Raw genomic sequence first — 12,844 nt, 5'->3', positions numbered from 1 at the left:
TCTTCCCTGAGGAACAGGCCGGCATCGTTGGCGGTCAACGACTCGAGTTCTGTGATGGTGATTTTGGCCATGAGATGGGTTTCCTCTACTTTTCCCCCCACAAAAACGTCGGCTCTTGATGGACGTTACTGGACTCTCGTAGAGCAGAACACCGCTGGAGCTCAAGCAAATACTGGCTTGGAAAAATCCAGAGTAAAATTTTGGAAGCTTTCAAGAAGTATGAAAAAGGAGATGGGGTGCTAGGGGGCGAGTGTTCGAATCGCTCCGTCCCGACCATATTTTTCAATGACTTGGCCCAATCTGAAAAGGTTGGGCTATTTCATTGTGGGGAGATTTTCGGGACTTCATCCCGTTTTCCTTTTCAATATTGTCAGTACCGGCCCCCGAGAGTCAGTTGCTGATATGTAAGTTCACGCCGCTTTTGGCCCTTTTTCGCGCTGCCTTTGGCACCAGTCCAGTCCGATACTTCTCTTCATTTCCCAGCATTTTCGCATGTCAGATAGCCTTGCCTTTGAAGACAAACGGAAGCAGCGAAAGCACCTTAGTGTCAATCAGACCGCAAATTCAACCGACTTTTTGCGGTTTTGGTGACAATCCATTTTGCGGGTAGTTGGCACCGATTGAGTTCCGCTGAACCCACGAAAGATCCGTTGGCCGCCGCTTTTAGCGGTCAGCTCGGGATTTCTTACAAGGTCCTGGCCGGTGCCAAATCCGCTGCGAACTCACAGGGAATCGTCAGCGCGGATTCGATACCAGTAGGGGATAACTGCTCATGTAGTTAGAACACTCAGGCAGTGCTTGGCTGATTCTCACGAGCCTATCCAGTCCGTTGTTTTGCATACGCTGATTCCCGTCTTGGGGACCCATTCTGGCTGCTTCGTTAGTCGCTCAGGCCGTCCGCAGCGCTCATTGATGGCGGTCTAGCGCAGGGAGGGCAATCAACCCCCGCATGCGTTGTTTGCCATAGGCAAATTCCGAGCTCAGATACCGATTGATACTCGATTCAATTTCTTCCATGCGCTGCTTCAGTTTGGCACTGGTGAAATTGCGGTCACGATTGTTGACTGCCTTGAATTTACTGCCGTCGATGGCAACCAGATTTTCTCTGAATAATCCCAGCTGCTGGCACAGAGATGCCTCCTTTGTTTCCCTGAGACTGGGGGCTTCTCTGATTGAATGTTGCTAATTGTTTCGATCCTGTCACCTTTCGATTACAATTGTCCGACAATGCACCTGACTAACGGGTGCGTGCAGGAAGTTTCATTCTCAGGGAAGTGTCGTGTTTTTCAAGCCTCATTCGTGTACCCGGCTGCGTGCTTTTGTGCGTGGCCGTTTCGTCGTGCAACGCTCGTTGTATCCCCTCGCAATCGTCAGCCTGTTTGCCAGTCTTGCCGCCACGGCGGCAGAGCCGAGCGCGCAGGAACAGTCGTTGCTGCGCCAACAAGAGCGCGAACGGGTCTTGCGCGAGCAGCTCGAACCCTCTCCTGACGTACGCCTCAAGGCCTCCCCGGATGATGGTCAGGGCCTGCTGCCGGCCAATGAAACGCCATGCTTCACGATTCGCCATATCGTGCTCGAAGGTGAGGATTCAGCCGCCTTCCAGTGGGCGCTGCGTGCTGCCAACCCGGCGTCCGATCCGGCGCTGAACCGTTGCCTGGGGGCCACGGGCATCAACCTGACCATGAAGCGTATACAGAACCTGATCATCGCGCGGGGTTTCGTCACCACGCGGGTGCTGGCCGCCCCTCAGGACCTGAGCCAGGGGACGCTTGCTCTGGTACTGGTTCCGGGACGCATCAAACACATTCGGTTTGCCGACGGCACCTCGTCGCGGGCGACGCTGTGGAACGCCATGCCCGCCCAACCCGGTGATCTGTTGAACCTGCGGGACATCGAGCAAGCCCTGGAGAACTTCAAGCGGGTGCCCACGGCCGAAGCTGACGTGCAGATTACGCCGGCAAACGACGCTGACGCCAAGCCGGGAGAAAGCGATGTGGTGATCCTCTGGAAGCAAGCTTCCATGGCGCGCCTGAGTCTGTCGACGGACGACTCGGGCACCTACGACACCGGTAAATATCAGGGCAATGTCGCGCTGTCGCTGGACAATCCGTTGGGCCTCAATGACCTGTTCTATGCCAGTTTCAGCCACAACCTGGGCGGCGGCAAAAGTGGTGATCGTGGTTCTGAAGGGCACACCCTGCACTATTCGCTGCCGTACGACTACTGGCAACTGGGCCTGACGTCCAGCGAGTACGACTATCACCAGACCGTGGCCGGGAGCAATCAGACTTATGACTATCAGGGCCACAGTAGCAACAACGAACTGAAACTTTCACGACTGCTCTACCGCGATGCCGTGCGCAAGACGTCGGCATGGGCCAGTGGCTGGTCGCGCACCTCCAGCAACTCTATCGACGACACCGAAATTGAAGTGCAGCGCCGGCGCATGGCGGGCTGGGAGCTGGGGCTCGATCACCGCGAGTTCATGGGCAGCAATACCCTGGATTTGGGCCTGAGCTATCGACGTGGAACCGGGGCGGACCATGCCTTGCGAGCACCGGAAGAAGACCTCGGCGAGGGGACGTCACGGCCGAAGATCATCAGCGCCAACGCCCAGTTGCAAACCCCGTTCCGTCTGGGGACGCAGCAATTTCGCTACATCGGCGCTTGGCGCGGCCAATGGAATCGCTCGCCGTTGATCGCTCAGGATCGTTTCTCCATTGGTGGGCGCTACAGCGTCCGCGGGTTCGATGGCGAACAGATCCTCTCCGCCGAACGCGGCTGGACCTTGCGCAATGACCTGGGCTGGTTCGTCTTTCAGAGCAGCCAGGAACTCTATCTCGGCGTCGACTATGGCGAGGTCGGCGGACATTCCAGCCAGTCCTTGTCCGGGCGCCGTCTGGCGGGCTCGGTGGTCGGTGTGCGGGGCGGCTACAAGCAGTTCTCCTATGACCTGTTCGTCGGCCAACCGCTCATCAAGCCCAGCCATTTCGAAACGGCCGCCGTAACCACGGGCTTCAACCTCAACTGGTCGTTTTGACGGAGACCGGCATGCACTTCGACAGTCTTGAAATCCTTGCCCCCCAGCTGTCCGACGAACCCTGGAACGAGGCGACAGTGTTCGGTTCCGCCGTCTGGTTGTGGATGCAGTCGGCGGCGCATCGTGATGCGCCGCTGCATACCTTGTCGGCACTGCTGCTGCCGGCAATCAAGCAGCGCCAGTTCATGCTCGCCAGCGAGCAAGGCACGCCGGTGTTTTTCATGTCCTGGATGAACCTCAGTGCCGAGGCTGAGCAGCGCTATCTGAACAATGCTCCGGTGTGCATGTCTGAGGCTGACTGGAACAGTGGCGAGCGTCTTTGGATCAGCGACTGGGTCGCGCCTTTCGGGCATACCCGACAACTGTCGAGACTGCTGCTGCGTCGGCTCTGGCCGCAACGCTTTGGCCGCTTCCTGGAGCATCGGGGCGATGAGCGCGGCTTTCGTATCAAGAAGTGGCAGGGCATCGGCGTCCTGCCCGCCGAGGCGCGCGCCTGGTTCGCCGCTCACCCGCTGCTTCAGTAGCTTTCGGCCTCATTATTTTGGCGTCTGGCGCATCTGTGGCCTGGCGCAGTTCAAAAGGAATTGATCATTAACAAGCATCTGTATCGGATCATTTTCAACAAGGCGCGTGGCCTGTTGATGGTGGTTGCCGAAAATGTGAGCAGCGGCTCGAAATCAGCCGGTGGTAGTGCAGCCGGTACAACGTCTGGCGGCGGTTGCGTGGTCCGCCTGACACCCCTGCGTTTTGCCCTGATGGCGGCGCTCGGCCTGATCATGCTGGACGCCTCGTCGGCCCAGGCAGCCGTGGTCGCCGACCCCGGCGCGCCGGTCGCGCAGCAGCCGGGAATCGGGGTGACCGGGAACGGGGTAGCCCAGGTCAACATCACCGCGCCCAGCGCGGGCGGTGTGTCACGCAATACCTATCAACAGTTCGACGTCGATCGGCGTGGCGTGATCCTCAATAACTCGGCGACCAGCACTCAGACCCAGCTGGGCGGCTGGGTGGACGCCAATCCGGCGTTGGGTCGCGGCACGGCGCGGGTGATCCTCAACGAAGTCAATTCGAGCAATCCGAGCCAGCTCAACGGCTATGTCGAAGTGGCCGGGTCCAGGGCGCAGGTGGTGATCGCCAACCCGTCCGGGATCAGCTGTGATGGCTGTGGTTTCATCAACGCCAATCGCGCGACCCTCACCACTGGCAAGGCGCAGTTCGAGAACGGAGTACTGCAGGGTTATCAAGTCGACGGCGGCAAGATAACCGTCAACGGTGCCGGGATGGATACGCGTGACAGCGATTACACCGAAGTCATCGCGCGCACCGTCGAGGTCAACGCGGGCATCTGGGCCAAGGACTTGAACATCCAGGCCGGCAAGACCAGCGCCGACAACGGCGCAGCGGGCACGCCGGTGGTCGGCATTGATGTCGCGCAACTGGGCGGTATGTATGCCGGCAAGATCGTCCTGGTGGGCAATGGCGCGGGTGTCGGGGTACGCAATGCCGGGCAGATCGGCGCCAGTGTCGGCGATGTGGTCATCCGGGCAGACGGGCGTCTGGAAAACAGCGGGCAGATCAGCAGTGCCGGTTCGACCACGGTCGAGACAGGCACCGGAGTCCAGAACAGCGGCACGCTGTACGCCAAGGGCGACCTGACGATCAATACCTCGTCCGACCTCGACAACAGCGGTATCGTGTCCGCCCAGGGCAATACCCGGGTGACGGTTGCGAACCTGCGCAGCTCCAGCGGCTCGACCCTGGCCGGCGGGGTCGACAGCAGTGGCAAGCTGGGTCAGACCGGCGGATTGACCCTGGACGCTTCGGGCCAGCTCAGCGCCCACGGGCAGAATATCGCCGCCGAGAGTTTGCAGGCCCAGGCAGGGGCCCTCGACTTGAGCGACAGTCAGACCTCCGCCGCCCAAGTGACGCTCACCAGCCGCCAGGTTGATGTCGATGTCAGCCGGGCGCGCGTGGCCGCGAAGGGCACGCTGACCGCCACTGCCGCGAAGGTATTGCGCACCGATGGCGCCAAAGTCAGTGCGGCTCAAGTGGGGATCAAGGCCGGTCAGTTGTCCAACGTGAAAGGCGAAGTCCTGCAGAGCGGCCTTTCACTCACGAGCATTGATTTGCAGGGAGCACTGGATAACAGTCAAGGTGTGATCGCCAGTCAGGGCGCACTGAAAGTCACCGCCGCCTCGCTGAACAACTACCAAGGCAGCCTCGGTTCGGTGAAGTCGAGCCTGACACTGACGGCCACGAACGGCTTGCTGGACAACAGGAGCGGTCACCTTGAGGCGCTGCAATCGATCGCGCTGGTCTCGGGCCAGTTGCTCAACACCGCAGGCTTCGTCGGTGCCGGGCAGGCCCTGGACATCGACGCGGGGACCATCGGCAATGGCGGCGCCGGGCAACTACAGAGCGGTACCGGTACGACAATCGTGGGCGCCAGCCTCGACAATCACGGTGGACGCATCGAAGCGCTGGGCGACCTCAAGTTCACTATCGACGGCAAGCTCGATAACAGCGGCGGCCTGATTCGCACCGGTGCTGATCTGCTGATGACCGCGGCGCAGATCGACAACGCGGGCACCCAAGGTCTGGATCAAGGTATTGGTGGGCGCACCCTCACCCTTACCGCCGATCAGTTGGGCAACCAGGGCGGCTCGATCATTGCCGATCAGGCACTGACCTTGACCGGAAGCGGGGTAGTGAACAACCAGTCCGGGAAGATCTCGGCCGGTACTCAGTTTTTGCTGACTGACCGTAACCTGGCGGCTAAAACCCAAACCGTGAGCAACCAGGGCGGCACCTTGGTCGCCGGACGCTCGTTGACGCTCAACAGCGCCAGCTATAGCGGCGGCGGTCAGGCCTTGAGCCTGGGTGATCTGTCCTTCACGCTCAATGGCGATTACGTCCATACCGGTCTGCTGCAGGCCAATGGCAACCTGACCCTGGCAACTACGGGGCTACTGAGCAACCAGGCCAGCTTGCAGGCGGGCAACCTCCTGACGCTGTCGGCCCGGCAAATCGATAACGCCGCCCTCGGTGTGATCAGTGCCCCGCAGGTACAGCTGAGTGCCAGCCAGTCGCTGGTCAACCGCGGCCTGATCGACGGCCAGTCCACTCGGCTGAGCGCGCCCACCTTGAGCAACCTGGGTACCGGGCGAATCTACGGTGACCAGCTGTCGCTGGCAGCGGGCACGCTGACCAATACCGTCGAAAACGGCAAGGCGGCGGTGATTGCCGCCCGCGTACGGCTGGATATCGGTGCGCAATACCTGAACAACAGCGAACACGGGTTGATCTTCAGTGTCGGTGACATGGCCATCGGTGGGGCGCTGGACAGTGCCTACCAGGCCACCGGTCAAGCCCGCGAACTCAATAACGCCAGTGCGACTATCGAGGCCCTCGGCGGCCTGACGTTGAACGCAGCTTCTGTGCGCAACACTAACGAACACTTCTCGACACGCGAGGTCGAGGTCTCGCGCCAGGCGCTGCAACAGTATCAACTGACCGGCTCGGTCAATCGCTACGATCCGAATCAGATTTCGACTTATAACAACGAAGTCGACACTCTGGTGACACCCGAAGGCAGTAATGACGACTGGAACCGCTACAACCTGACCCGTGTCGTGATCCAAACCCAGATTGCCAGTTCCGACCCCGGGCAAATACTCGCCGGCGGCAATCTGCGCATCAACGCCGACCAGGTCCTCAACGACAAGAGTCGGATCATCGCCGGTGGCGCGTTGCAAGCCAGCGCCAACAGCCTGACCAACACCGAAGTCGCCGGACAGCAGGTCACCACGGACAGCGGCGCACTCGAACACTTTTATCGCATCCAGCGCAAAGGCCGCGACCGTCAGGGGATCGACTCTGCCGCCTACAACCCGGCGCCCAGTGTGCAGGCCATTTCCTTGCAACCGACGGTCTATAAACAGAACACCGCCCCGCAAGGCAGTGGTACCCAGCTCGCCGGCCTGAGTCTTGGGAAGGTGGGCGCTAGCGAGGTGTCCAGCCGCACGATCACTGCACCCAGCCTCACGCCGATCAGCGAGGTACTGGCCAATTCCACCAACAACGTCGGTGGCGTGGCAGAGCGCATTCTTACCGGCGGGGTGAACAGCGCCTTGCCGGACAACGCACTGTTTCGGTCGATGCCCAGCAGCACCTCCGGCTATCTGATCGAGACCGATCCGCGCTTCACCAACTATGCCAAATGGTTGTCTTCGGATTACATGCTCGGCAGGCTGAACCTGAACCCGGCGGCGACCCAGCAACGCGTGGGTGATGGTTTTTATGAGCAGAAGTTGATTCGCGAGCAGGTGGCGCAACTGACCGGTCGCCGTTTCGTCGACGGCTATGCCAACGACGAAGCGCAGTACCGAGGCCTGATCGACAACGCCGTCACCTACGCCAATAGCTGGAAGCTGATTCCCGGTGTGGCCCTGACCGCGCAACAAATGGCCCAACTGACCAGCGATATCGTTTGGTTGGTGGCCAAGGATGTCACCTTGGCCAGTGGCGAAGTCCGCAGCGTGCTGGTGCCGCAGGTGTATGTGCGGGTCCGTGATGGTGACATCAACGGTGCGGGCGGGTTGATGGCCGGGCAGCAACTGAACCTGAACGTGACGGGCAATCTGGTCAACAGCGCGAGCTTGTCGGGACGTCAAGTGGTCGCGATCAAGGCGGACACGCTCAATAACCTGGAAGGGCGCATTCAAGGCAGCGCCGTCAGCCTTGATGCGACGCAGGACCTGAACAACCTCGGTGGCCAGATCGCCGCCGACAAGAGCCTGATGGTCAGCGCCGGGCGTGATCTGAATGTGCGGTCCAGCACGATCACCACGCACAGTGCGCAGGGCAGCCAGACCAACCTGTCGCGGGTCGCGGGTTTGTTCGTTTCCGATCCGGCGGCCAGCCTGATGGCCACTGCCGGACGTGACATCAACCTGCAGGGCGCGCAGGTGGTCAATAGCGGCAGCGCGGGCGTCAGCAGCCTGTCCGCCGGTCGTGACCTGAACCTGACGACGGTCATCGAGAGTCGCGACCAGAGCAACCACTGGGACAAAGACAACTGGCGTACCGAAACCAGCCGTAGCGAGAGTGGCAGCAGCCTTAAGACCCAGGGCGACCTGGGTCTTCGTGCGGGCAACGACCTCAACGCGCGTGCCGCCAGCCTCAGCAGCACCGCCGGTGCGGTGATTGCCCAGGCGGCGCGGGATGTCAATCTGACGGCCGGCGAGAGCGCGCGCAGCGCCGACGAAGCGCACAAGGTCAAAGGCAGCAATGGCTTCCTTTCCAGCAAAACCACGACCACCCGCGACTCCACCAGTGAAACCACAGCCCAGGGCTCGCACCTCGATGCGCAGCAACTGGCGGTCCAGGCCGGTCGCAACCTGGTGGTTCAAGGTAGCCAAGTGGTCGCGGAAAAAGGCGCGGCGCAGCTCCAGGCCGGCAACGATATTTCGATTATCGCCGCGGTCGACAGCACGCAGACTCGCCACGACAAAGACAGCAACAGCCGCAGCCTGGGTGGATTCAAGGCCAGCAAAGTGACCGACAAGGTCAACGAAAGCCGGACCACGGCGGTCGGCAGCCTGGTCTCCGGCAACAGCGTCGATGTCCACGCAGGGCAAGACGGACTGGTGCGCGGCTCGTCACTGGTAAGCACGGCGGACCTCTCGGTGAGCGCGGGGCGCGACCTGCAGATCGATGCGGCGCAAAACACCTTCAGCCGCAACGAACTGCACAAGGAAAAGAACCACGACTTCACCGGCGTGTTGACGGGGAACAAGCTGGGCCTCGATGACATGACCGGCAACCAGCATTTGTCCACCAGCAGCCAGAACCATACCGGTGACTCCTCGGAAACCACCTTGACCGGCAGCACCCTCGGTTCCAGTGCCGGCAATGTGTCGCTCAACGCCGGTCGCACGCTCGGCGTCACTGCCAGTGACCTGGTCAGCACCCAGAGCATGAGCCTGACCGGTGCCAACGTGACGATCGCCGCCGGTATGGCAAGCGCGAGTCAGAACAGCACCGACGAGAGCCGCAGCCTGGCGGTGGGGCGAGTGGTGGGCGGCATGGTGATCGATAGCATCAACACCATGCGTAGCGCGATCAAAGCCGCGAACAGCGCGGACAATCCTCGACTCAAGGCGGTGAAGTGGGCGCAGGCAGCGTTGGCGGGTTACAACCTGGGGGTCGCGGCGTCAGATGCCTACGATGGTCTGTCGGACGATACGAACAAGAAAGCCGCTTCCGCGAGCAATGGCTCGTTGATCAAGATCGGCACCGAACTGGCGAGCACCCACAACACCAGCACCAGCGAGTACGACAGCCAGACCGCCAAACAAAGCTCGCTCACGGCCGGTAAAACCCTGACGATCATCGCCGATGGCAGCGCGCCGGGAACGGCGGGCGATATTCATGTCATCGGCAGCAGCCTGAAAGCCGCCGATACGCTGTTGCAGGCAAAAAACAACCTCACCCTGGAAAGCGCGCAGAGCACCGCGAAGTGGGCCAACGACAGCAATAACGACCGAACCGCCATTGGTGTCAGTTTCAATATCGGCGAACAGAATGGCTTCACCCTCGACCTGGGCGCGTCCATCGCCAAGAGCATGGGCACCGGCGATTCGGTCACCCAGGTCAACAGCACGCTGGATACCGGCTCGCTAATCCTGCGCAGTGGACAGGACACCACCCTGGCTGGCGCGCAGGTTCGGGCGCAGAGCATCAAGGCGGATATCGGCGGCAACCTCACTATCACCTCGCGCCAGGACAGCGAGACGCAGAAGAGCAAGCAGGGCAGTGCCGGTTTCGGCGGGAGCATTTGCATTCCGCCGTTCTGCATAGGCACCCCCGTGACGGCCTCCGCCAGCCTGGCGGCGGGCAACATGAACAGCAACTACAAGGCGGTGACGGATCAGAGCGGGCTGTTCGCCGGGGCGGGTGGTTACAACATTCATGTCGGCGACAAGACTACGCTGCAAGGCGCGGTGATTGCCAGTGAAGCGTCTGCGGACAAGAACCTGCTGAACACGAATCGGCTGATGGTCAGTGACATTAAAAACGTCAGCGAGATCACGAGTCAGTCGGTTGGTGTGAGCGTGTCCGGAAGCTCAGGTGGTGGTGGAGGACCAACGGCCTCTCTGGGTGGTTTGTTTGGTATGGCGCTGACTGACTCGGACCACAGCCGCACCCGCAGCGCGGTCAGCGAGGGCACGATAGTCGTGCGTAGCGCCGAGGGCGCGAATGATTTGGTTGGGCTCAACCGCGATACCGCAAATGCCAATCAGAAGCTGGACAAGCCTGATGAAAAGGCCATGCAAGAGCGCATGGAGCTTGTAAGGAGTTCGGTAGAACTGGCCAATGGTCTTGCGGATGCCATCGCTACGGCAAAAATGAAGGCGGCTCAAGACTCCAATAGCGAAGAATCGAAGGCTGCCCGACAGGCGCTGTTGGACAAGGGCAATCCTGACCCGACCAATGAGCAAATCGCCGAGCAGGTTAGTCATGAGTACGGAGTGGGCAGCAGCTTCAGAAAAGCGGCCCAAGCCGTCACCGCGATTGTTGAAGGGGTGGCTGGAGGAAATATTGGTGGGGCGTTAGCAGGCGCGTCGGCTCCTTACCTCGCCCAAGAAATCAAGACGATGACTAATGGCGACGATACCGCGGGTGTAATGGCGCATGCCGTGTTGGGGGCTGTGGTTGCTGGAGCCAGTGGTAACTCGGCATTGGCAGGTGCTGCCGGAGCTGGGGTAGGGGAGTACATTGCCAAACAATTGCACCCGAACAAATCCACTGATGAACTAACCGAAACCGAAAAACAGACCATTTCGGCGCTTTCGACGTTGGCGGGTGGTTTTGCCGGGGGGCTGGTTGGAGGCAATTCGGCTGGTGCGGGGACAGGCGCTCAGGCGGCTAAGAATTCGGTTGAAAACAACGAAATATCACTTCCGATTGATCCCGGTTACGGAGCGGCGGCTGCCAGTCTTGATGCCTATTTGATCAAGCAAGGGGCAACACCGGAAGAGAGGAGTCAAGCGCAGAGAGCCCTTGCCAAAGGGGACGGGTATGAAGGGCCAGGGCATGAATATGTCGCTGGCTGGGTGTATGCTTCTGGGGCTCCAGCGCTTGCAGTGGCAGCACCGGAACTTGCGATGGGGTGTGCGTTAGCTCCAGTGATGTGCAATGAGGCGGCTATCATTGCAGCAGAAGTGGCAAGTGGGGATGCGGCGCTGGGCGGCACTGCGTTTGGAGTGTTAGGTGGCGGAGCTTTGGCTCTAAAAGGTGCAGAAGTTGGTGCAAAAGCAACTGCCACGGTTGGAGATCAAGCAGCTTCTACACTTTCGAAGAACTTTGGTGAGTCAGTTCTCGGTCATAACACCCAGATTGGCGTGCGAAATAGTAAGGCGGGGACGATTTCTGGTGCTCACAATAGCGATGCCTTCCTAGAGTCGGTTGAAATAACTGGCGCAAAAATTTCCAACAAAATCACGGACGTCCGCTATCCTGGCCTTGTTGAGTATAGCTACCAGTTGCCTAGAACCAACACTAAGGGCGAGTTGATGGGTGGGTATAAGCCTACATCCACGAAAACGACTTACGATCCGAATGTTCTGCCAGATAGCAGGGTGGCTGATATGTCTAACCGAGCGGCAGTCCAAGCCGAGTCTTTGTTCAAAGCCAATCCAGCGTTGAGAGAGGCTAGTATTAAAGTTGATGGCTATCACTTCCAAGTAACACGTAACAGTAAAACTGGAGAAATAACAAACTCCTTTATCACTATGCCTCCGAGGACAAAATGATGGATGGATTGGCTTGGCTTGAGAAACTCAAGGAGTCATTTGCTTCAACTGGCCTGGATTATGAAGATCTTTACGAACTCATAGAGGCTGCTATAGCGAGAGGGAGGACTAACTTCCCAGCTTTTATCTATGATGCTTCGCGGGGAGTTGGCCTCTCTGTGAGTGAAGGATTTTTTTACTCTCTCGATCAGGATTGGGACAATCCAGAAGATTTTAGTGAGGTCAATTTCTTTTTGGGTGAAGTGGAAACTTCGAGTCTCCCAGTGCCTGACTACGTTTCCCTGATGAAAATTGCAGCTCATGTGTACTCTACTTTCTTTCCTAATGATGGGGGCGCTGTTCTAAGGTCTGCTGAAAGATTAGAGAAGCGTTACTCAAATAAGTTTCTAGTCTAGTTGGGGCGTTTATTCAAGATCGGAGCGAAAAGGGGACGGATTTGTTTGATTTTATTTTTCGAATAAACAAATCCGAATAAATAAGTCTGTCCCCTTTTTTGTGGAAGGTTTGCTTGTGCAATGGCGAGATAACCTCAAAGGTCTAAAAGGGGACGGTCTAAAAGGGGACGGATTTATTTTATATGTGTGAGCAAGGTGATAGTCCTGTCAGGCTCATCGAAAATAAATCCGTCCCCTTTTCGTGGGATAACGCGGCAACTGGTTCTGCTCCGGGGACAAAAGCATGTCCTACTTGCAATAAAGATGTGAGTGTTGCGCCAGGACAAGGTCCCAGAGATTGGGATGTAGACCACCAGCCACCTTGGAGTCAGCGTGATCTATCCGGGAAAACGCGCTCAGAGGTATTGGATGAATATAACCAAGGTACGAGGCTCGAATGTCCGGGCTGTAACCGTTCACGCGGGGCGAGGCCTGCTGATTAATGACTTTAATTTCGCACATAGAGCATACGCTTGGGCAACTAGATCGTAAGCGCTCCATGAACCCCACATTTTTAAAGGTGGGGATCTATGGCTATCTTGGAATTTGCGGCGTGC

General features: G+C 59.0%; 5 protein-coding genes and 1 pseudogene. 5 read left to right on the top strand and 1 reads right to left on the bottom strand.

Annotation, left to right across the window (positions count from 1 at the left end; all coding sequences use genetic code 11):
• Positions 1 to 975: 975 nt before the first annotated feature.
• Positions 976 to 1,131: pseudogene (locus tag KRR23_RS24155) on the bottom strand (IS5/IS1182 family transposase); the annotation flags it as partial.
• Between the two features lie 148 nt (positions 1,132 to 1,279).
• On the opposite strand from KRR23_RS24155, the gene KRR23_RS24150 reads away from it, so the two are divergent.
• The 5 genes from KRR23_RS24150 (at position 1,280) to KRR23_RS29445 (ending at position 12,730) form a co-directional block, all read left to right on the top strand.
• Positions 1,280 to 3,040, top strand: coding sequence for a ShlB/FhaC/HecB family hemolysin secretion/activation protein (locus tag KRR23_RS24150; RefSeq protein ID WP_367880668.1), 1,761 nt, complete (start codon positions 1,280 to 1,282; stop codon positions 3,038 to 3,040).
• 11 nt (positions 3,041 to 3,051) lie between these two features.
• On the top strand, positions 3,052 to 3,564 hold the full coding sequence (locus tag KRR23_RS24145) for a toxin-activating lysine-acyltransferase (protein ID WP_103319800.1): 513 nt from the start codon (positions 3,052 to 3,054) through the stop codon (positions 3,562 to 3,564).
• Between the two features lie 60 nt (positions 3,565 to 3,624).
• Positions 3,625 to 11,853: a hemagglutinin repeat-containing protein gene (locus tag KRR23_RS24140; protein WP_216744555.1), complete on the top strand. Its 8,229-nt coding sequence runs from the start codon at positions 3,625 to 3,627 to the stop codon at positions 11,851 to 11,853.
• Positions 11,853 to 12,248 (top strand): hypothetical protein, encoded by a 396-nt coding sequence (locus KRR23_RS24135; RefSeq protein ID WP_216744554.1) that lies wholly within the window; start codon positions 11,853 to 11,855, stop codon positions 12,246 to 12,248. Before KRR23_RS24140 ends, KRR23_RS24135 begins: the two co-directional genes overlap by 1 nt.
• Before the next feature lie 182 nt (positions 12,249 to 12,430).
• Entirely contained in the window at positions 12,431 to 12,730 is a 300-nt protein-coding gene (locus KRR23_RS29445) for a GH-E family nuclease (RefSeq protein ID WP_216744553.1), read from the top strand.
• The last annotated feature ends 114 nt before the right edge of the window (positions 12,731 to 12,844 follow it).

Source organism: Pseudomonas sp. CVAP#3 (assembly GCF_018986375.1).
GTDB lineage: Bacteria > Pseudomonadota > Gammaproteobacteria > Pseudomonadales > Pseudomonadaceae > Aquipseudomonas > Aquipseudomonas helvetica.
This window is presented reverse-complemented; position numbering and strand designations above follow the sequence as displayed.

Excerpts from the sequence above, each read along its gene's own strand:
- KRR23_RS24145 (WP_103319800.1), top strand. The coding sequence starts at position 3,052 with ATGCACTTCGACAGTCTTGAAATCCTTGCCCCCCAGCTGTCCGACGAA.
- KRR23_RS24135 (WP_216744554.1), top strand. The coding sequence starts at position 11,853 with ATGGATGGATTGGCTTGGCTTGAGAAACTCAAGGAGTCATTTGCTTCA.
- KRR23_RS29445 (WP_216744553.1), top strand. The coding sequence starts at position 12,431 with ATGTGTGAGCAAGGTGATAGTCCTGTCAGGCTCATCGAAAATAAATCC.